Below are 20,785 nucleotides of genomic sequence, written 5' to 3'. Positions count from 1 at the left end.
CTTGTTTTTGCGAGCCAATCTACCCGATCAGGTGAGTCCACCAGATCGGGATCGGCCCTAGCGATTGGCCCCCGGGCGCAGCCGCAGCCCGGGCCGCAGGTTGGTGAAGGGCAACACCGCCGGGTCCGCCACGACCGGCCCGGGTGCCGCGACCACGGTGACCGCCTTCGCGATCGGCTGGAAATGCGCCCGGAAATGCACGCTCGACTTCAGCGCCAGGATATTCTGCGCCGCCGGATCGACGCCGATATGGGTGAACAGCGACTGGTCCAGCGCCTGCATCTTCCGCGTGACCACGATCACGCGGACGCCGGAGGAGACGCGGATCAGCGCGGTCGGGCCGAGATCGACCGGATTGCCTTTCGACATCGGCCCGGTGCCGGTGAAGCGGCCGTCGGTCAGCGCCTCGACCACCGCGGTGACGGCCAGCGGCGCGCCGTCGCTCCGGCCGCCGAGCGAGAGCGAAAGCGTCGCCCCCACCCCCGCCGCATGGCAGGCGGCCGCACTCTCGGCATCGTTGATCAGGCCAAGCACGGCACCCTGCGCATCCTGCCGGATCAGCTCGGCCAGCAGGCCGGTGGTGTCGCCATGGCCGCCGCCGCCCGGATTGTCCTGGGTATCCGCCATGACGACCGGCTTCGATGCGCCGCGCGCCAGGACGATCGCCTGCGCCACGCCTTCCGCCGCCGGGGCGACGCCGCCGGCGAAGTCGGGCTCATGCGCGTCGAGATAGGCCTTCAGACCGCCGACCGCGGCATCGGCCGCCTCCTGCGTCTCGGCATAGCCGGCGATGGCGACGCCGCAGCCGGGAAAGTCGGCATAGGGGAAGCCGAAGCAGAAGGCGAGCTCGGCGCAGCCATGCAGGGCCTCAAGCCGGGCGCGTTCCTCCAGCACCAGCGACATCGGCGGCACCAGGGTGCATTGCATGGTCAGCGGGATCAGGAAGTCGATCTCGGCGAAGGCGCGCGCCCAAGGGGGCATGCCCTGGCGGCCGCGGCGGATGCGTTCCAGCAGCAGCCGGGTCGCCTGCGCGCCAGCCGGCTTCATGTCGACATGCGGGTAGGTGCGGTAGGGCACCAGCGCATCCGACAACGCGACCATCTGCCGCGTCTTGTTGGCATGCGGGTCGAGACTGACGGTCAGCGGCAGGTCCGGCCCGACCACGGCGCGGACCCGACGCAGCAGCTCGCCCTCGGCGTCGTCGAAGCCGACCGCGACCATCGCGCCGTGCAGCTCTAGGTAGATGCCGTCGAGCGGCCCCGCCTCGAGCGCATCCGACAGCGCCGCGACCAGCAGCGCGGCGATGCGCTCGAAAGCCTCGGCCGTCACCGGACCGGCCGGGTTGGCAAAGCACCAGGTCAGCGGGACGATGGTGGCACCCGTCGCCTCCAGCACCTCGATCGCGCCGGCGCAGGGGACGGAGGTCGGGCGCATGGTCTCGACCAGGGTCGCCGGGCGCTGAAGGCCGGGAAAGCCGCCGGGGTGGAGGAATTCGCGCCAGCCGGTCGGCAGCGGGGCGAAGGAATGGCTCTCGTGCTGGAAGCCGCCGATGGCGATGCGCATGGGATCAGGCCTTCGCGTTTGCCGTGGCGATCGCCGCATCGGCCAGCACCTGCAGCCCGGCTTCCGCCCATTCCAGGGTGATGCTTTCGGCCTCGTTGTGGCTCAGTCCGCCATGGCAGGGTGTGAAGATCATCACCGTCGGCACCTTCCGCGCCATGTAGACCGCGTCATGGCCGATCGCCGTCGGCATCTCCCGCCAGCGCAGCCCGCGCGCCGTGGCCGAGGCTCGCGCGCGTTCCACCAGCGTCGAGTCGAAAGGCGTGTGCGGCGAGTACCAGAAGGGCGTCACCGTCGCCGTCACCCGGCGCGCCGCGGCGATCTCCGCCGCCCGCGCCGCCAGTGCATCGCCCATGCGCGCCAGCGCATCGGGGTCGCTGTGGCGGAAGTCGACGCTGAAGAAGACCCGGCTGGGCGCGACGTTGCGGCTCGATGGGTAGACCTCGACCACGCCGACCGTGCCGCGGCCGGGCTCGCCGGAGGGCGCCAGGGTCGCCAGGGCGATCTCCTCGACCGCGGCGATCAGCGGCGCCGCGGCCATCATCGCATCGCGCCGGCCCGCCATGGGCGACCCGCCATGCGCATCCTCACCCTCCACCACCACCTCGAACCAGTGCTGCGCCAGCGCATGGGTAACCACGCCGACATTGAGCCCGGCATCCTCGAGCAGCTTGCCCTGCTCGATATGCAGCTCAAGATAGGCGGCGCAGGTCTGCAGCTCGGCCGGGTCGGCCTCTCCTTGCCAGCCGATGCGCTGCAGCTCCTCGCCGAAGACCGCGCCGGCCTGGTCGCGCTTGGCCAGCACCTCCGCCTCGGTGAAGATGCCCATGGCGGCGCCGCTGCCCATCATGGGCGGGGAGAAGCGCGCGCCTTCCTCATTGGTCCAGTTGATCAGCAGCAGCGGCGCCTCGGTCTCGGCGCCGGCCTCGTGCAGCGCGCGCATGACCTCGAGCCCCGCCAGCACGCCGAGCACGCCGTCGAACTTGCCGCCCGTGGGCTGGGTATCCAGGTGGCTGCCGATGGCGACCGGGGCGCGGCCGGGGTCCCTGCCCTCCCGCCGGAAGACCATGTTGCCGAGCCGGTCGACGCTCAGGGTCAGGCCGCAGGCCTCGCCCCAGCGCCGGAGCAACGCACGGCCCTCGGCGTCGACGTCGGTCAGGGTCTGGCGGTTGCTGCCGCCCTTCGGCGTGCCGCCGACCTTCGCCATCTCCATCAGGCTGTCCCAGAGCCGGGTGCCCGACAGCGGCAGGTTGCTCGCGCTCATCGCCTCAGACCTTCTCCACCCCGCACCACTCGGCCATGGTCAGGGCGATGGTGCGGGTGATGCCATGCATGCTGTCCAGGCCGACATTCTCGTCGATGCCGTGGATGTCGACCGCGTCCGGGCCGAAGCAGGCGACCGGCGTGCCCTGGTACAGCGCGAAGAACCGGCCATCGGTCAGCCCGGTCGCGGGGTAGTCGCGCAGGCTCCCGCCGGTGACGTCGGTATAGCTGCGGCGGGCGAGTTGCACGATCGCGGCTTCGGTGTCGAAGACGCAAGGGTCGGCCATGAAGCCCTTGAACTCCAGCTTGACCTGCGCACCGCGCAGCCGCTCGTGCTGCTTCGCCTGCTCGACGATGCGCTCGACATCCGCCCGCGTCTGCGCTGCGGTATAGCCCATCATGACGCCGATCCGCAGGCCGATGCGGCAGCGGGTGGCGACCGACGAATTCCACTCGCCGCCCTCGATGGTGCCGAGGTTGACGTTGACCGGGTGGTTCACCCCGCGGAAGGCCGGGTGGATGCGCGACCCGTCGTTCATCTCGCGCTCGTAGGCCTTGAGGGCTTCGCCGATGATCTGCGCCGCCTCGATCGCGTTCAGCCCGGCCTGCATGTCGCGCACATGCGCCGGCCGGCCAGACACGGTCACCCAGGCCCAGACCACGCCGACCTCGGCGGTGTAGAGCGCATCGAGGCCAGGGCCGGGTTCCGGGATGATCACCGCATCGGACTTCGGCATCGCCAGCATGCAGGCCAGCGCGCCGTTGCCGCTGCATTCCTCCTCGATCACCGACTGCATCTGCACCTCGGCCGCCGGCTGCAGCCCGGCGAGCTGAATCGCCTTGAAGGCGGTGAGGTAGCTGACGATCCCGGCCTTCATGTCGCCGGCGCCCCGGCCATACATGCGGCCATCGCGGATGGCGGGCTCGTAGGGCGGGGTCTCCCACATGTCCGCAGCGCCTTCCGGCACCACGTCGACATGGCCCTGCAGCACCAGGCTTCGGCCGGTGGACGCCCGCGGCCGATGCACCGCGACGACGTTGTCGCGGCCGGCATAGCTGATCAGCGGCGGCGAGAAGCCGGGATGCCCGGCCAACTGCTCCGGCAGGGTCGGCACGCGGCGGGGTTCCAGCCCCAGCCCGGCATAGAGCCGGGCCATTTCCTCCAACGCCGAATGCTCCTGGCCCAGCACCGAGGGGCAGCGCACCAGCCCTGCCAGCGTGGTCACCGACCAGTCCCGCAGCGCATCGACCGCTTCGAGGATGGCGCGACGGGCACCGGGATCGAGGCTTTGGGTCATGCGGGCTCCGTGTTGCGGCGCGGCAGTGCAGCCCAGCGGCCGTGGCATGTCCAGCCATGCGGCGCATGGACAAGGGGCTCGGCGCTGCTAGCCTGAGCGCCATGCGCGCCTTCCATCACCCCGACCAGGCCCGGCATACGCCGCGCTTCTTCCTGACCCGCGGCGAGGTCCGCCCGAATTTCGAGGTACCGGAACGCGCCGCCTCGCTGCTGGCGGGGCTGCAGGCGCTGGGCATCGTGCCGGATGTCGCGGCGCCGGCCGGGCGGGCCGCGCTGACCCGGGTCCACACGCCCGACTATGTCGAATACCTCGCCACCGCCGCAGCCGCCTGGGCCGATCTGCCCAGTGGCGGGCCGGAGGTCGTGGCCAACATCCATCCCGCGCCCGAGATGCTGGCGCATGGCGCCCGGGCCGGCAACCACATCATCGGCCAGGCCGGCTGGTACAGCGCCGACGCCGCCTGCCCGATCGGCCCCGGGACCTGGGAGGCGACGCTCTCCGCCGCCGGCGTCGCCCTGGCCGCCGCGGCCGAGGCGGCGGCCGGCCGCAGCGCCTACGCGCTCTGCCGCCCGCCCGGCCACCACGCCTATGCCGCCCGGGCCGGCGGCCATTGTTACGTCAACAACGCCGCCCTGGCGGTCGAGGCGCTGCGGGCCGCCGGGGCACCGCGGGTCGCCACCCTCGACATCGACAGCCATCACGGCAACGGCACCCAGGGCATCTTCTGGGAGCGGGAGGACGTGCTGACCGTCTCCGTCCATGGCGACCCGACGCGCTACTATCCCTGGTATGTCGGCCATGCCGAGGAACGCGGCGCCGGCGCCGGCGCCGGCTGCAACCTCAACCTGCCGCTTGCCATCGGCAGCGGCGATGCGCCCTGGCTGGAGGCCGTGGCCCGTGGTGTCCAGGTGGCGCGCGACTTCGGGGCGGAGGCGTTGGTCGTCTCGCTCGGCTTCGATGCCTCCGAGCACGAGCCGCTGAACGCGCTGAGCGTGACGGCGGACGGCTTCGCCCGGGCCGGCGCTCTGATCGCCGGCCTCGGCCTGCCGAGCGCGCTGATCCAGGAAGGCGGCTACAACATCGACCTGCTCGGCAGCCTGTTGCAGCGGTTTCTGACCGGCTGGAGCGAGGCATGAGCGACATCCACGCGGCCACCCTCTGTCTCGACACCCATGTCGACATCCGCTGGCCGGATCCGCCGGACCCGCTGACGGAAGGTCCGATGCGGGTCGACTTCCCGAAGATGACGCGCGGCGGGCTGAACGCGGCGATCTTCATCGCCTATGTCGGCCAGGGCAAGCGCGACGCGGCGGGGCATGCGGCCGCCGCCGAACGCGCCGAGGCCATGCTGCGGCATATCCGCGCCCGTGCCGACGGCGCGGCGCACCACTTCTGCGCCACGGCCGACGAGTTGGAAGCCTGCTTCGCCGCCGGCGCCCTGGCGGTGATGTCGGCGGTCGAGAACGGCTATTCTATGGGCCATGACCTGGGCGCGCCGGCGCGCTGGAAGGCACTCGGCGCCTGCTACCTGACCCTGACGCATGACGGGCACAACGACCTGTCGGACAGCGCCCGGCCGCGACCGCAGCTGGGTGACGCGCCGGCGGAACATGGCGGGCTCTCGCCGCTCGGCCGCGCTGCGATCGGCGCGCTGAACCGGGCGGGGATGCTGGTCGATGTCAGCCATGTCTCGAAGCAGGGCATGCTGCAGGCGGCCGAGGTGTCGCGCACCCCGGTCGTCGCCACGCATACCGCCTGCCGCGCGCTCTGCGACCATCCGCGCGGCATCGACGACGAGCAGCTTGATGCGCTGCGGCGGGTCGGCGGCCTGGCGCAGATCACCGCGGTGCCGGCCTTCCTGCGGAAGGTGCCGGACGGCCAGCGCAACCCGGCAAGCGTCGAGGACATGGCCGACCATGTCGACCATGCGGTGAACCGCATCGGCGTCGAGCATGTCGGCGTCTCCTCCGACTTCGACGGCGGCGGCGCGGTGGAAGGCTGGCAGAATGCGGCCGAGACGCCGGGGCTGAGCGCGGCCCTGCTGCGGCGCGGCTACGGTCCGCGGGAGCTGAGGCTGCTCTGGTCGGGCAACTTCATCCGGCTGCTGCGCCAGGCGGAGGCCGCGGCCGGTTAGGTTACCTCAGTTCATTTTGTTATTGCATTGTGTTGTTGCGCGGCCATGGCCCGACCGCCATGGTCAGTCGCATGACGATCGCCCGAGTCGCCAGCTTCGCCTTCGCCGGCATCGATGCCCAGCCGGTCGAGGTGCAGGTGCAGATCGCCGCCGGCCTGCCGGCTTTCCTGGTTGTCGGCCTTCCCGACAAGGCGGTCGGCGAGAGCCGGGAACGGGTGCGCGCGGCACTGGCCGGCCTCGGCCTGTCCCTTCCGCCGAAGCGCGTGCTGGTGAACCTGGCGCCGGCCGACATCACCAAGGAAGGCAGCCATTTCGACCTGCCCATCGCGCTTGCGGTGCTGGCCGCGATGGATGTCCTGCCGCGCGAGGAGCTGGCCGGCTATGCCGCGCTTGGAGAACTCGCCCTGGACGGCGGGATCAACCCGGTAGCCGGGGTGCTGCCCGCGGCGCTCGCGGCGTCCGAGCGCGACCTTGGCCTGATCTGCCCGGCGGCCCAGGGGAGCGAGGCCGCCTGGGCCGGGCGAATCGAGGTGCTGGCCGCGCCCGACCTGCTCGCGCTGATGAACCACTTCCGCGGGACCCAGGTGCTGACGCCGCCGGAGCCGCCGGCGGCGGACAGCACGCCCTGGCAGGGACCGTGCTTGTCCGAGGTGAAGGGGCAGGAAAGCGCCAAGCGCGCGCTCGAGGTCGCGGCTGCTGGCGGGCACAACCTGCTGATGATCGGCCCACCGGGCGCCGGCAAGTCGATGCTCGCGGCCCGGCTGCCTGGTCTGCTGCCCGACCTGACTTCGAAGGAGGCTTTGGAGGTCAGCTTGGTGCATTCCATCGCCGGCCTGCTGCGCGGCGGCCGGTTGGTCACCCGCCCGCCCTTCCGCGAGCCGCACCACTCCGCCAGCCAGGCGGCGCTGACGGGGGGCGGCAACCGCGCCAAGCCGGGCGAGATCAGTTTGGCCCATAACGGCGTGCTGTTTCTCGACGAATGGCCGGAATTCCCCCGTCCGGCGCTGGAGGCGCTGCGCCAGCCAATGGAGACCGGCCGCGCCAGCATCAGCCGCGCCAACCACCACGTCACCTACCCCGCGCGCTTCCAGTGCATCGCCGCGATGAACCCCTGCCGCTGTGGCTACCTCGGTGACGCCCCGCGCGAATGCGGCCGGGCGCCCCGCTGCGGCGAGGACTACCAGATGCGCCTCTCCGGCCCGCTGCTCGACCGCATGGACCTGGCGATCGAGGTCATGCCGGTGCCCCCGGCCGAGCTGGCCCGCGCTCCGGTCGGCGAGACGACAATGGCGGTCGCCACCCGCATCCGCGCGGCGCGCGAGCGGCAGCGCGCGCGCTACGGCCCGGATGGCCCCCGCTGCAATGCCGTCGCCGAGGGCGCTGTGCTGGACCGCACGCTGCTGGCCGATGCCCCGGCACGCCTGCTGGCGGAACAGGCGGCGGACCGGCTGCGGCTTTCGGCGCGCGGCTATACCCGGACCCTGCGCGTCGCGCGTACCATCGCCGACCTGGCCGGCAGCGAGGCCGTGCAGCGAGCCCATGTGGCCGAGGCGCTGGCCTTCCGCCACCGCGGCGGCGCCCGCATCCAGGCGGCCTAGCCGCGCCTCCCCGCCCGCCGCTACAAAGGTCGGACATTCGAGGGGAGCGCGATGATCCGATTGGTCCTGCTGCTCCTGCTCCTCGCCGTGCCTGCGCGCGCGCAACGCCAGATGATCGCCGTGGCCCATCCGCTGGCGGCCGAGGCTGGCTCGGCCATGCTGCGCGCCGGTGGCAATGCCATCGATGCCGCCATCGCCGCCCAGGCGATGCTGGCGGTGGTGGAACCGCAGGCCTCCGGCCTCGCCGGCGGTGCCCTGCTGCTGCACTGGGACGCCGCAGCCCGGCGCCTCGCCGCCTGGGACGGGCGGGAGACGGCGCCGGCCGCCGCGCCGCCCGGGCTTTTCCTGCGCGACGGGCAGCCAATGCCCTTCCTCGACGCGGCGGTCGGCGGCCGTGCCGTCGGCGTGCCCGGTGCGATGCGGATGCTGGAAGCCGCGCACAAGGACCAGGGCCGGCTGCCCTGGGCACAGCTTTTCGCCCCGGCCATCGCCGTCGCCGACGCCGGCTTCCCCATCTCCGCCCGGCTTTCGGCGCAGATCGCCGCCGATGCCGACAGGCTGGGACGCGACCCGCAGGCCCGCGCGCTGCTGCTGCCCGGTGGCAGGCCGCTCGCCGCCGGCGCGCCGCTGCGCAACCCGGCCCTGGCCGCGACGCTGCGCGCCGTCGCCGAACAGGGCGCCGATGCGCTACACCTCGGCCCGATCGCCGCCGATATTGCCACCGCCGTGCGGGCGCATGCCAATCCCGGCTTCATGACCACGGACGACCTGGCCGGCTATGCGCCACGGCTGCGGGAGGCGGTCTGCGCGCCCTACCGGACCTGGACCCTGTGCGGATTTCCGCCGCCTTCCTCCGGCGGCGTGGCGGTGCTGCAGATCATGGCGCTGCTCGGCCACCAGGACATGGCCTCGCTCGACCCGCGTGGCACGCCGTCCGAGGCACGCGTGCTCGATGCCGCGCATCTGCTGGGCGAGGCCGGGCGCATCGCCTTCGCCGACCGCAACCGCTATCTTGCCGATGGCGATCAGGTGGCGGTGCCGCTGCGCGGCCTGCTCGACCCGGCCTACCTGACGCTCAGGGCGCAGCTGATCGACCGCGACCGCGCCCTGGCTGGACCCCGCGCCGGCAACCCGCCCTGGTCCGCCGGCGCCCCGCTGGCCGCGCAACCGCCGCAGCCGGAGAACGGCACCAGCCATCTGTCGATCGTCGATGCCGCCGGCAATGTCGTGGCGATGACCACCACCATCGAGGACGTCTTCGGCGCCCGGCTAATGGTGCGCGGGATGCTGCTGAACAACGAGCTGACCGACTTCTCCTTCCTACCGGAGATCGACGGCAGGCCGGTGGCAAACCGGGTGGCGCCAGGCAAGCGGCCGCGCTCCTCGATGTCGCCCACCATCGTCTTCGGCGCAGATGGCCTGCCGGCAGCGGTGGTCGGCTCGGCTGGCGGTTTCCGCATCATCGGCCATGTGGCGCAGACGCTGGTGGCGATGCTGGATTGGGGGATGGACCCGCAACCCGCGGTCGCGCTGCCCAGGATCGGCGCGGCGAACGAGCGGATCGAGCTCGAGGCCGGCACCTCTGCCGCGGGTTTGGCCCCGGCGCTGCAGGCGCGCGGCTTCCCGGTGGAGGTCCGCACCATGACCAGCGGGCTGCACGCCATCCGGATGCTGCGCGAGGCCGGCGGACTGCGCCTGAAGGGCGGTGCGGATCCCCGGCGGGATGGCGTGGCGCTGGGCGAATAGCGCGGATCGCGGGGGGGGGCGCGCACGATCACGCGTCGATTCGCCGCGGCACAACGGCCCCTGCGGCTCGGCATGCGGTTCTGAAACCGGCGCCGCTGCCGGTCACATCCGCGCATGGGTTGGATTTTACGGTCGCCAATCTGCGCGACCGATGTTGAAGCCTGTCAGCCGTACCTGCAGGAGCCCGCCATGCGCCGCCTCGCCATCCTTGCCGCCGCCTTGACCCTGCCTTGCGCCGCCTTCGCCCAAGAAACCAAGGAGATCGGTCATGTGAATACCGCGCTGACCAACCTCGGCCTGACCCGCAGCCATCAGATCGTCATCGAGCGGTTCGACGATCCGAAGATTGAAGGCGTGTCCTGCTACATCGCCCAGGCCCGCACCGGCGGGGTCAGCGGCATGGTCGGGCTGGCCGAGGACCCGGCGCGCTTCGCGCTGTCCTGCACCCAGACCGGGGCGGTGAAGGTGAGCGACGCCGCCCGCCGCAGCGCAAAGGGCGAGCGGGTCTACGAGAGCGCCACCAGCTTGTTCTTCAAGGAGACGCGGGTGCACCGCTTCCTCGACGAAGAACGCAACGTGGTGGTCTACATGGCCTGGTCGACCAAGCTGGTGGACGGCTCGCCCTACAATGCGATGGCGGTCGTGCCGATGCGCTGATCGGCGCCGGCCGGCGCCGGGGGCGGGTCGCGCCGCTCCTCCACCGCATGACAGGCGACCACGGTATCGCCTTGCGTCATGGGGGCTAGCAGCGCCGGCATCGCCGCCTTGCACCGGGCATCGGCCAGCGGGCAGCGCGGGTGGAAGGGGCAGCCGGAAGGAGGGCTGATCGGGCTCGGCACCTCCCCGCCGACGGGGATCCGCTGCCGCCCGGTCATCTCAAGGTCCGGGATTGCCTCCATCAGCGCCCGTGTATACGGGTGCCTCGGCGCGGTGAAGAGCGTCTCCGCCGGGGCGAGCTCGACGAGCCGGCCGAGATACATCACGCCGATCCGGTCGCTGATCTGCCGCACCACCGCCAAGTTGTGGCTGATGAACAGGTAAGTCAGCCCCAGCCGCTGCTGCAGGTCCTTCATCAGGTTAAGGATCTGCGCCTGGACCGAGACGTCGAGCGCGCTTGTCGGCTCGTCACAGACCAGGAAGTCGGGGTTGGAGGAAAGCGCGCGGGCGATCGAGATACGCTGGCGCTGGCCGCCGCTGAATTCGTGCGGGAACTTCTCGCCATCCAGCGGCGAGAGGCCGACCTGGGTCAGCAAATGACCGACGCGCTCGCGCAGCGCCGCGGCTCCTTCCGCCATGCCGAAGGCGCGGATAGGCTCGGCGACGATGTCCTGCACGCGCCAGCGAGGGTTGAGAGAAGCATAGGGATCTTGGAAGATCATCTGCATCCGCCGCCGGGTCTCGGCATCGGCGCGGGCTTTCTCCAGTTCGATCCCCTCGAACAGTACGCGACCGCGGGTCGGGCGATAGAGGCCGACGACCAGGCGGGCGACGGTCGACTTGCCGCAGCCGCTCTCGCCGACGAGGGAGAGCGTGGTGCCCTTCGGGATCTCGAAGGAGACGCCGTCGACGGCCTTCAGGGTGCGGCGGCCCTCCCGCGACAGCAGCCGCTGCAGCAGCGGGCGGGAGACGTCGAAGTAGCGCGCCAAGTCCTCGGCGACGAGCACGGGCGTCTCAGACATGGCGCATCACCTCCGGTGCCTGCTTTTCGGAGGCGGGGTCGTAGAGCCAGCAGGCTGCCCGCGTGCTGCCGGTCTCGAGCAGTTCGGGCCGCTCGATCCTGCAGCGGGCGAAGACATGCGCGCAGCGCGGGTTGAAGGCACAGCCCTGCGGGATGGCGGAGAGCCTGGGCATGGAACCCTCGATGCCGGCGAGGTGGTCGACCTTCCGGTCGAGCGGCGGAATGGAGGCCATGAGGCCGGCGGAATAGGGGTGCTTGGCCGACTTCACCACGCTGCGGACCGGGCCGATCTCGGCGATGCGGCCGGCATACATGACGGCAACGCGATCGGCGGTCTCGGCGATGACGCCCATGTCGTGCGTGACCAGCATCATCGCCGTTCGCTTCTCCCGCGCCAGGGTCTTCAGCAGGGCTATGATCTGCGCCTGGATGGAGACGTCGAGCGCGGTGGTCGGCTCGTCTGCCACGATCAGCTTGGGCTCGGCGCAGAGGGCGAGCGAGATGACCACGCGCTGGCGCATACCGCCCGAGAACTCGTGCGGGTAGCTGTCGACACGCTGCGCCGCGGCCGGGATGCCGACCATCTCCAGCCAGCCGATGGCGCGCTGCCGGGCTTCCTTGTCGGAAAGCGGCAAATGGGTTTGCATCGTCTCGATCAGCTGGCGCCCCACCGTGTACAGCGGGTTGAGCGTGGTCAGCGGGTCCTGAAAGATGGCGCCGATCTCGCGGCCGCGGATGCGGCGCATCTGCTCATAGGGCAGGTTGTCGATGCGCTTGCCGCTTAGCAAAATCTGCCCGCCGGCGATGCGGCCGGGGGGTTCCAGCAGGCCGATGATCGCGGCGCCGGTCATCGACTTGCCGGCGCCGGATTCACCGACCACGCCCAGCACCTCGCCCGGGGCAATGTCGAAGGAGACGCCGTCGAGCGCCGTCAGCGTGCCGCGGCGCGTCGGGAATTCCACCCGCAGGTCGCGGACTTCGAGGATCGGGGGCATCAGCGGAGCCTCGGGTTCAGCGCGTCGCGCAGCCAGTCGCCCAGCAGGTTCACCGACAGCACCATGCAGATCAGCGCAATGCCCGGGAAGATGGTGATCCACCACTCGCCGCTGAACAAGAAGTCGTTGCCGATCCGGATGAGGGTGCCGAGCGAAGGCTGGGTCGGCGGCACGCCGACGCCAAGGAAGGAGAGCGTCGCCTCCGCCAGGATGGCGAAGCCGAGATTGAGCGTGGCGATGACCAGCACCGGCCCGATCACGTTTGGCAGCACATGGGTCAGCATGATCCTGACCTGGGAGATGCCGATGATCCGCGCCGCCAGGACGTATTCCTTGTTGCGCTCGACCAGGGTCGATCCCCGGACGGTGCGGGCGAATTGCGGCCAGGCGCTGATGCCGATGGCGAAGATCACGACGAAGAGCGCGATCTGGTCATGCACCTCCCGCGGCACCGCGGCGCGGACTACGCCGTCCACCAGCAGGGCAATGAGGATGGAGGGGAAGGTCAGCTGGATATCCGCGATGCGCATCAGCAGGCTGTCCGCCGTGCCGCCGAGGTAGCCGGCCAGCAGGCCGACCGCGACGCCCACCAGGGTCGAGAAGACTACCGCGCAGACGCCCACGAGCAGCGAGATGCGCGCGCCGTACATGATGGCCGAGAGCACGTCGCGGCCCTGGTCGTCGGTGCCGAGCCCAAAGAGGGGGTCGCCGTCCTCCGCCCAGGCCGGCGGCTTGAAGGCATCTCCGAGGTTCAGCGTGGCGAGGTCGAAGGGATTGTGCGGCGCGATCCAGGGCGCCAGCAGCGCACCGAGGATGCAGACCAGCGCCACGAGGGCCGAGGCCACCGTGACCGGCGAGCGCTTGAAGGACCACCAGAGGTCGCTGTCGAAGGCGCGGGCAAGGGCCGAGGCCATCTCAGTGCCCCCCGGCCGCGCCGCGCCCGACCCGCAGCCGCGGGTCGACAAGGAAATAAAGCAGGTCGACCACCAGGTTGATCCCGACGAAGACCAGCGCGATCAGCATGAGGTAGGCCGCCATGACCGGGATATCGGCGGCGCCGACCGACTGGATGAAGAGCAGCCCCATGCCGGGCCACTGGAACACCGTCTCCGTCACGATGGCAAAGGCGATGATGCCGCCGAGTTGCAGCCCGGCGATGGTGATGACCGGCACCAGCGTGTTCTTCAGCGCATGGCCGAAATTGATCGCGCGGTTGCCAAGGCCCCGCGCCCGGGCGAACTTGATGTAGTCGGTTCGCAGCACCTCCAGCATCTCCGACCGCACGAGCCGCATGATGAGGGTGAGCTGGAACAGGCCGAGGGTGATGGCCGGCAGGATCAGCGCCTTGAGGCCCGACCAGGTCAGGAATCCGGTGCTCCACCAGCCGAACTGCACCACCTCGCCGCGGCCGAAGCTCGGCAGCCAGCCGAGCCAGACGGAGAAGATCAGGATCAGCAGGATGCCGATCAGGAAGGGCGGCAGCGAGACGCCGACCAGGCTGAAGGTCAGGAAGGCGCGGCTGAGCCAGGAATTGCGGTAAAGGCCAGTATAGACGCCCATCGCCACGCCGACGACCAGCGCGATGCTGGCGGCGCAGATGGCAAGCTCCAGCGTGGCCGGCGCGCGTTCGCCGATCAGCTGCGCCACCGGGCGGGAGAGCCGGTAGGAGAGGCCGAACTCGCCCTGCGCCGCATTGCCGATGAAGGTAGAGAACTGCATGAGGAAGGACTGGTCGAGGCCGAGGTCCTTGATCAGCTGGGTGCGCTGCGCTTCGGTAAAGTCCTGGCCAAGCATGATCGAGACCGGGTCGCCGACATAGGCGAACATGGCGAAGCTGATCAGCGCCACGACCAGCATGACCGGGATGGCCTGCAGGATGCGCGACAGGATGAAGGCGAACATTCAGGCCCGTACCCGGACCGCGGCCGCCGCACCAACCCTGGATAACCGGGGCATGTCTCGCTCCTTCATCAATTCACCACAGCCCAGCGGAAATAGGGCTGGTTGTTGGCCATGTGCGGGATCTGGACGTTGGACCGCATTGCCCAGGGGATCATTTGGTGGTGCAGCGGAATATGCGGCACGTCCTCGCGGTAGAGCTTCAGCGCCTCCGTGATCGCCGCCTGCCGCGCTTCCCCGGTATCGGTCTTCATGCGTTGCACCAGCGCGTCCATCCGCGGGTTGGAATAGCGCCCGTAATTCCAGATGCCGTCGCCCTGGTCGCCGTTGCGGAATGCCAGCAGCGACTGGAAGGAATAGAGCGCATCGAGCGTCGGCACGCCCCAGCCCAGCAGGTAGACCGAGGTGTCATCCTTCTGGATCTGCGCGAAGAAGGGCGCCAGCGGCTGCGATTTCACCGCGGTCCTTACCCCGACGCGCGACCACATCGCGGCGATGTTCTGGCAGATCTGCTCGTCGTTGATGTAGCGGTTGTTCGGGCAGTCGAGCGTTACGCTGAAGCCCTGGGGATAGCCCGCCTGCTCCAGCAGCGCCTTGGCGCGGGCAGCATCGAAGGGCAGCCGCACGTCCTCCGCCTTGACATAGCCGTTGACCTGCTCGGGGAAGAGCGTGCCGGTCACCACGGACTGACCGCGCATTGTGGTGCGGTGGATAGCCTGGACGTCGATCGCTTGATAGAGCGCCTGGCGAACGCGCAGGTCCTTGAAGGGGTTCTTGCCCTTCACGTCGCCGTAGAGCAGCTCGTCCCGGTTCACGTCCATCGCCAGAAAGATGGACCGTACCTCCGGCCCCTCGATCACCTTCACCCCTGGCGCGGCGCGCAGCCGGTTCAGGTCCTGCAGCGGCGGGTCCATGACGAAATCCACCTCGCCCGAGAGCAGCGCGGCGATCCGCGTGGCGTCGGAGGCGATGGGACGGTAGACGATCTCGGTGACGTTGCCGGCATTGCCTTCGACGCCCCAGCCCCACCAGGCCTCGTTCCTCGCCAGCACGGTGCGGACGTCGGGCTCGCGCGAGGCGAGCCGGTAGGCGCCGGTGCCGTTGGTGTTGCGGGTGGTGTGCATCTCCTCCCGCGCCCGGGTGTTCTGCGGCCGGGTGGCGTTGTGCTTTTCCGACCAACTCTTCGACACGATGAAGATGCTGGCCAGCTTGTTCGACAGGATCGGGTCGGGACGCTTCAGGATGATGTCGACCGTGCGCTCGTCCACCGCAACGGCGTGGTCCACTGTGTCCACGTAGATGCCGAAGTTGCTGGTCGGCTGCAGTGCCCGCTGGACGGAGAAGGCGACGTCCTCGGCTGTCAGTGCCTCGCCTTCGTGGAACTTGACCCCTTGGCGCAGGGTGAAGCGCCAGCGGGTCGGCTCCTCCTGGCGCCATTCGGTTGCCAGGCCCGGAGCAAGCGAGAGGTCCTGGTTGCGCTTCAGCAGCGGGTCGTAGACCTGCTGCAGCACCATCGTCACCGTGCCGACGTTCTGGCTGTGCGGATCCATGGTGTTCGGGTCGCCGCTCGCGGCCCAGCGAACGCTCTTCGCCTGCACGGCGCCCGCCCCCAATGCCAGTAACGCCAATGCCGCGGCGGTCCGGAGGACCGCCCTTGCCTTCACCCGCATCGCCCTGCCTCCGTCCCGGCCCGGTAATCCCGAGTCTCGCGCTCGACCTATAATCGCGGGCGCGGGCCGCCGGAAGGGTCTCAGCCCGGACCTTTCGCCGGGGTAGCCGCCTCGTCCGCCCAATCCTTGAGCAATGTGAACCCTACGGCGAGCAGCACCGGGCCGAGGAAAAGCCCGAGAAAGCCGAAGGCGAAGACCCCGCCCAGCGCCCCGAGCAGGGTCAGCAGCAGCGGCAGGTCGGCGCCGCGGGCTATCAGCCATGGGCGGATGACGTTGTCGGCGCTGCTGATGCCGAAGGCGCCATAGAGGCCGAGGAAGATTGCCCAGCCGGTCTGCCCCTGGGCGAACAGCCAGAGCGTCGCGGGGATCCAGACCAGCGGCGCTCCGACCGGCATGATCGAGATGCAGCCGGCGATCACTGCCAGGAGCGCCGGCCGCGGCACCCCGGTCAGCCAGAGGCCGAACCAGGTCATCAGCCCCTGCACCACGGCGGTGCCGAGCAGCCCATAGACCACGCCGCGGGTGACGCCGCCGATCAGCTCGACGATATGCTGGGTCCGGGCACCGGCCAGCCGGGCCAATGCCGCCTCGGCCCGCTGCGCGATTGCCGGGCCGTCGCGGTAGAGAAAGAAAGCCAGGAGGATGGCGAGCAGCACCTCCGCCAGGCCCGACAGCACCGCCAGCAGCACCCCGAGTGCGCCCTGCGCAAGGGTGGCGGCATAAGGGCTGATCAGGTCGGCCAGGCCGGAAAAGCCGAAATCCACCCCGGCCAGGTGGTCCTGCAGGCTCGGGCCGATCAGCGGCAGCCGGCCCAGCCAGTCGCCGAGGCCCGGCATCCCCTGGGTCAGAAAGGTCTCGACCGATGCGCGCAGCCCGTCGATCTCCTCCCGCTTCGTGGGCGTGGCGAAGACCAGTGGAACGCCGATCAGCAGGAATTCCGCCAGCACCATCAGCAGCGCGGCGAAGCCGGGCGAGAGCCGCAGCCGCTCCCGCAGCATCCGGAAGGCGGGCCAGGTCGAATAAACCAGGATGGCGGCCCAGAGCAGCGCCGAAAGAAACGGCCGCAAAACCAGGAGGCAGCCGAAGCCCAGGGCCAGCGCCGCGAGCATCCCGAGAATCCGGACCGGGTTGCCAGTGTCAGGCTGCATCATCCGCCTCCGATTCGAGCGCCACGCTGTACCATCGGACGATACCCGGCGCATCCGCGGCAGTAGCCAGCCCGTCGCCGCGCCGTTAGCTTCCGCAGCCTAATCGGGGGGAGTCACCGCGCCATGCCGCGCTTCGCCGCCAACCTGTCCATGATGTTCAACGAGGCTCCCTTCCTGGACCGCTTCGCCCGTGCCCGGGCGGCCGGCTTCCAGGCAGTGGAGTTCCTCTTCCCGTACGACTTCCCGGCCGCCGAAATCGCCACCCGGCTGAAGGACAACGAGCTGCAGCAGGTGCTGTTCAACGCCCCGCCCGGAGACTGGGCGAAGGGCGAGCGTGGCCAGGCCGCCCTGCCCGGCCGCAGCGCCGAGTTCCGCGATGGCGTGAAGAAGGCGCTGGACTATGCCGCGGCCCTCTCCTGCCCGCGGCTGCACCTGATGGCGGGGCTGACGCCTGCTGGCGTGCCGCGCGACACCCTGCTGGCCACCTATGCCGCGAACCTGGCCTGGGCCGCCGAGGAATGCGGCAAGGCGGGCGTCAAGCCGGTGATCGAGCCGATCAACCACCGCGACATCCCGGGCTTTTTCCTCAACACCATGGCCGAGGGCGCGGCGATCATCGAGGCGATAGGACCGGAGCGGATCGGGCTGCAGTTCGACCTTTACCACTGCCAGATCACCGAGGGCGACATTGTCAAACGGGTGGAGAAGCACCTGCCCATCATCGCCCACATGCAGGTCGCGGATAATCCGGGCCGCAACGAGCCCGGCACCGGCGAGGTCAATTGGCCCTTCGTCTTCCGGAAGATCGACGAGTTCGGCTTCCGCGGCTGGATCGGCTGCGAATACCGGCCCGCGGGCGAGACAGAGGCGGGTCTCAGCTGGTTCGCGCCGTATCGGTGATGCGCCGCGCGGCGCGTGGCTGGTTGCGCACCTGGCTTCGCTCCGCCCATCCGAAGCGCTTCGCGGCGCGGCCGCCCGCGGCAGGGCTGCGTGCCTTCCGGCACTCCGACCGGCGGACGGCCATCCTCCACATCCAACAGATCGAAGGAATGCAGGCATGAAGATCGGCTTCATCGGCCTCGGCATCATGGGCAAGCCCATGGCCGGCCACCTGAAGGCAGCAGGCCACGACATCATCGTACCGGAGCGGAAGAGTCTCGATGCCGAGGCGCGCGCTGCCTTCGCCGTCGTCGCCGACCCCGCCGCGGTCGCCGCGGCGGCCGAGGTCATCATTCTGATGGTCCCCGACACCCCCGATGTCGAGGCCGTGCTGTTCGGCGCCGGCGGCGTCGCCGCCGGGCTGTCGAAGGGCAAGCTGGTGATCGACATGTCTTCGATCAGCCCCACCGCGACCAAGGAGTTCGCCGCCAAGGTCAATTCCCTGGGCTGCGACTACATCGACGCCCCTGTCTCGGGCGGCGAGGTCGGCGCCAAGGCGGCGAGCCTGACCATCATGGTCGGCGCCGAGCCGGCCGCCTTCGAGCGCGCCCGGCCGCTCCTCGAGGCGATGGGCAAGAACATAACCCTGGTCGGCCCAAACGGCGCTGGGCAGACCACCAAAGTTGCCAACCAGATCATCGTCGCGTTGACGATCGAGGCCGTGGGTGAAGCTCTCGTTTTTGCGAGTAAGGCGGGTGCCGATCCCGTCAAGGTGCGCCAAGCGCTGATGGGCGGCCTGGCCACCTCACGCATCCTGGAATTGCATGGCGAGCGTATGGTCAAGCGGACCTTCAATCCGGGCTTCCGCATTGCGCTGCACCAGAAGGACCTGAACTTGGCCCTTCAGTCGGCGAAGGAGCTTGGAGTCGCGCTGCCGAACACGGCCTCTACACAGCAGCTCTTTTCCGCTTCGGTTGCCGCGGGGAATGGCGGCCTGGATCACTCCGGCTTGGTGAAGGCCCTGGAAGCCATGGCGGCGCACCCGGTTGCGCCGGACGCCTAAGGCTGACGCAACACGCGAGCGGCGGGGTACAGTGCCCCGCCCGCCGTGAAACCTGCCTACGAGGCTTGCCTTGAGCGCGAAAAGCGCGCAAGTTTTTTGGACGAGTACCGGCAGCGGGGGCATTTCCAGAATACGCCGCGTGCCGGACAGCCATGGCGGGCCGGAGATCGGGATGCGTTTCGCAGACATCGGGCAGCAACTGCGTGCCTACCGGCTCGAATCCGGCTTGCGGGCCGAGGAGATTGCCGCGCGGCTCGGCGTCTCGCGCGCCGCGCTTTATCGTTACGAAAAAGGCGAGGTCATCAAGCTGGATACCATCCGGCGGCTGGCCGAGTTGCTGAAGATTTCGCCGCTCTCCTTGCTCGGGATCGGCATCGACTACTTCTCCCGCCCCCTCGCCTTCCAGGAGCGCCTGCGCCAGCTCGAGGAGGAGGCCGACCAGATCCTGGTCTTCGGCGGCAGCGTCTGCTTCCAGGTTGCCTCGGATGCCTATGAGGCGGCGCTGAACGAGGCCTGGGCCGAGGCCGCGGAGGCGGGCGGCGATCCGATCCAGGGCCGCGGCCAGGCCGAACAGGCGCTCTCCATCCTGTCGATGCGCCGGAAGCTGTATCAGCAGCGTCGTCCCAGCATCATCGCCATCCTGTCCGAGGCCGCCCTGCGCCGCTCGCTCGAGGATGGGATCGCCGGCAGCCTGGCGACCTCCGAGCGGGGCCGCGCTCGCGGCCGGGCCGCCGCGGCCGCAGAAATCGAGAACCTGGCCAATCTGATGGAAGCCGTGCCGATCGGCCTGCAGATCGGCTTGAAGGAAGGCCCCGAGCCGACCGGCGGCTTCATCGTGCTGCGGGGGCGGGAGCGGGCGCACGTGGTCACCAGCCCCTTCCCCCCGGATACCAGCCCGGCGGTGGGCGCCGGCGTCGCCATGATCACCGCGGCGGACGAGGCCGTCAGCCTGCACCAGCGGGTGGCCGAATCCGCTTGGCGCGACGCCTTGAAGGGCGGCGTGGCGGCGAGCCGGCTGCGAGCGCTGCTGCACGATGCCAGCCCGACCGAGGCCGCGGCCTGAAAGCTGCAGCGATTCGCGTTCTGGCCTGGCCGCGGCAAGGCTGCGGCGCGCGGCGGCCCAACTGTTGAACGCCTGGGAACGCGCGCGCGCCTGCGACCTGCCCGGCATCGGGTTGCGTGACTGACCCGGATGCCAATCCGACGCAACCTAGTCGTGAGACCTGATGCATGCGTCCGGGCGGTCTTCGCGTCGCGCGATCCGCATCAGCCATTCAGAAGCCGGTCGACGTCGGCTTGGGCCAGGTCAGGCCCGGCCTGGGCAGGCTCGGCAACCGTGGTCGCGAGCGCCCTTACCTCCACCACCGCCTGTGCGGAGGCGGTGCCGGCCGGAATGATGCCTTGCAGCATCGTCTCCACCTGCTGCAGGTGCTGGATGGCCCGGCGGATCCGTTGGCCTGTCACGTCCTGGAAGCTGCAGGCCTCGAAGATCGAACTGACCCGGGCAGAGAGCGCCCGCAGCGCGGCCTTATCCTGTGCGCCGCCCTCGATCCAGTCCTGGATCGCCTCGGCCGCCTCCATGATCGTAGTGGCGGCGGCCTCGGTCGCCTGCACCACTGCCTCCAGCTCGATCCCGCTGTTGCGGGTGCTGGCGGCGGGAATGGCGACCAGCCCGGCGACCTGCTCATGAATTCGCGCGAGCTGGCCGGACAGGTTGGTTTCCGAATAGTCCACCAGCTGGACCGTGGCATGCACCTCGGCGCTCAGCTCGGCGATTCGGCGGTCGATGAAGCGCCGCAGGTCGTCGAACTGCGCGGCGATCTCGGCGGCGGGGGGCGCGGTCTGCATGGCTTT

18 protein-coding genes are annotated in these 20,785 nt (G+C 70.1%); 8 read left to right on the top strand and 10 right to left on the bottom strand.

The genetic code is table 11. From position 1 onward, the window contains the following. Positions 1 to 57 precede the first annotated feature (57 nt). Genes E2C06_RS03805 through E2C06_RS03795 form a run of 3 tightly spaced genes read right to left on the bottom strand, consistent with a single transcriptional unit; the run spans position 58 to position 4,121 of the window. Positions 58 to 1,563, bottom strand: a complete 1,506-nt coding sequence (locus E2C06_RS03805) for a M81 family metallopeptidase (RefSeq protein WP_133287242.1) — start codon at positions 1,561 to 1,563, stop codon at positions 58 to 60. Positions 1,564 to 1,567: 4 nt separating this feature from the next. Beyond that, positions 1,568 to 2,824 carry a M20 family metallo-hydrolase gene (locus E2C06_RS03800; protein WP_133287241.1) on the bottom strand — a complete coding sequence of 419 codons (1,257 nt, stop codon included), beginning with the start codon at positions 2,822 to 2,824 and terminating at the stop codon, positions 1,568 to 1,570. Between the two features lie 4 nt (positions 2,825 to 2,828). Then, positions 2,829 to 4,121: an ArgE/DapE family deacylase gene (locus E2C06_RS03795; RefSeq protein ID WP_133287240.1), complete on the bottom strand. Its 1,293-nt coding sequence runs from the start codon at positions 4,119 to 4,121 to the stop codon at positions 2,829 to 2,831. 56 nt (positions 4,122 to 4,177) lie between these two features. Between E2C06_RS03795 and E2C06_RS03790 the strand changes: the two genes are divergently transcribed. From E2C06_RS03790 to E2C06_RS03770, 5 genes are all read left to right on the top strand, one after another. Then, positions 4,178 to 5,257 (top strand): histone deacetylase family protein, encoded by a 1,080-nt coding sequence (locus tag E2C06_RS03790; RefSeq protein WP_338324198.1) that lies wholly within the window; start codon positions 4,178 to 4,180, stop codon positions 5,255 to 5,257. Further along, on the top strand, positions 5,254 to 6,255 hold the full coding sequence (locus E2C06_RS03785) for a dipeptidase (RefSeq protein WP_133287239.1): 1,002 nt from the start codon (positions 5,254 to 5,256) through the stop codon (positions 6,253 to 6,255). The genes E2C06_RS03790 and E2C06_RS03785 overlap by 4 nt, the downstream gene beginning before the upstream one ends. 71 nt (positions 6,256 to 6,326) lie before the next feature. Further along, positions 6,327 to 7,853 (top strand): YifB family Mg chelatase-like AAA ATPase, encoded by a 1,527-nt coding sequence (locus E2C06_RS03780; RefSeq protein ID WP_133287238.1) that lies wholly within the window; start codon positions 6,327 to 6,329, stop codon positions 7,851 to 7,853. A gap of 51 nt (positions 7,854 to 7,904) precedes the next feature. After that, a complete protein-coding gene (gene ggt, locus E2C06_RS03775; RefSeq protein WP_133287237.1) occupies positions 7,905 to 9,599 on the top strand; it encodes a gamma-glutamyltransferase in 1,695 nt (564 codons plus the stop codon). 189 nt (positions 9,600 to 9,788) lie between these two features. Next, positions 9,789 to 10,256: a CreA family protein gene (locus E2C06_RS03770; protein ID WP_133287236.1), complete on the top strand. Its 468-nt coding sequence runs from the start codon at positions 9,789 to 9,791 to the stop codon at positions 10,254 to 10,256. Here the strand turns inward: E2C06_RS03770 and E2C06_RS03765 are convergent. From E2C06_RS03765 to E2C06_RS03740, 6 genes are all read right to left on the bottom strand, one after another. Next, positions 10,223 to 11,278: an ABC transporter ATP-binding protein gene (locus E2C06_RS03765; protein ID WP_133287235.1), complete on the bottom strand. Its 1,056-nt coding sequence runs from the start codon at positions 11,276 to 11,278 to the stop codon at positions 10,223 to 10,225. The genes E2C06_RS03770 and E2C06_RS03765 overlap by 34 nt on opposite strands. Further along, entirely contained in the window at positions 11,271 to 12,272 is a 1,002-nt protein-coding gene (locus E2C06_RS03760) for an ABC transporter ATP-binding protein (protein WP_133287234.1), read from the bottom strand. The genes E2C06_RS03765 and E2C06_RS03760 overlap by 8 nt, the downstream gene beginning before the upstream one ends. Next, positions 12,272 to 13,186, bottom strand: a complete 915-nt coding sequence (locus tag E2C06_RS03755) for an ABC transporter permease (RefSeq protein ID WP_133287233.1) — start codon at positions 13,184 to 13,186, stop codon at positions 12,272 to 12,274. Before E2C06_RS03755 ends, E2C06_RS03760 begins: the two co-directional genes overlap by 1 nt. 1 nt (position 13,187) lies before the next feature. Then, positions 13,188 to 14,174 carry an ABC transporter permease gene (locus tag E2C06_RS03750; RefSeq protein ID WP_133287232.1) on the bottom strand — a complete coding sequence of 329 codons (987 nt, stop codon included), beginning with the start codon at positions 14,172 to 14,174 and terminating at the stop codon, positions 13,188 to 13,190. 68 nt (positions 14,175 to 14,242) lie between these two features. After that, entirely contained in the window at positions 14,243 to 15,841 is a 1,599-nt protein-coding gene (locus tag E2C06_RS03745; RefSeq protein WP_133287231.1) for an ABC transporter substrate-binding protein, read from the bottom strand. A gap of 80 nt (positions 15,842 to 15,921) precedes the next feature. Beyond that, positions 15,922 to 16,989 carry an AI-2E family transporter gene (locus E2C06_RS03740; protein ID WP_241671104.1) on the bottom strand — a complete coding sequence of 356 codons (1,068 nt, stop codon included), beginning with the start codon at positions 16,987 to 16,989 and terminating at the stop codon, positions 15,922 to 15,924. Between the two features lie 123 nt (positions 16,990 to 17,112). Here E2C06_RS03740 and otnI point away from each other — a divergent pair, with 123 nt between their 5' ends. The 3 genes from otnI to E2C06_RS03725 all read left to right on the top strand — a co-directional run bounded on the left by otnI (position 17,113) and on the right by E2C06_RS03725 (position 19,994). Continuing rightward, the gene (gene otnI / locus E2C06_RS03735; RefSeq protein WP_133287229.1) at positions 17,113 to 17,889 is read left to right on the top strand and encodes a 2-oxo-tetronate isomerase; all 777 of its coding nucleotides are present in this window, start codon (positions 17,113 to 17,115) and stop codon (positions 17,887 to 17,889) included. After that, entirely contained in the window at positions 17,771 to 18,931 is a 1,161-nt protein-coding gene (locus tag E2C06_RS03730; protein WP_277751786.1) for a 2-hydroxy-3-oxopropionate reductase, read from the top strand. Before otnI ends, E2C06_RS03730 begins: the two co-directional genes overlap by 119 nt. Positions 18,932 to 19,001: 70 nt before the next feature. After that, a complete protein-coding gene (locus E2C06_RS03725) occupies positions 19,002 to 19,994 on the top strand; it encodes a helix-turn-helix domain-containing protein (protein WP_370451408.1) in 993 nt (330 codons plus the stop codon). Between the two features lie 203 nt (positions 19,995 to 20,197). Here the strand turns inward: E2C06_RS03725 and E2C06_RS03720 are convergent, their stop codons facing one another. Further along, positions 20,198 to 20,779, bottom strand: a complete 582-nt coding sequence (locus tag E2C06_RS03720) for a hypothetical protein (RefSeq protein ID WP_193560414.1) — start codon at positions 20,777 to 20,779, stop codon at positions 20,198 to 20,200. Positions 20,780 to 20,785 lie beyond the last annotated feature (6 nt).

The organism is Dankookia rubra, assembly GCF_004355005.1.
GTDB classification, from domain to species: Bacteria; Pseudomonadota; Alphaproteobacteria; order Acetobacterales; family Acetobacteraceae; genus Paracraurococcus; species Paracraurococcus ruber_A.
Note: the sequence above shows the minus strand (reverse complement) of the source record. Positions and strands in the feature narration are given on the sequence as shown.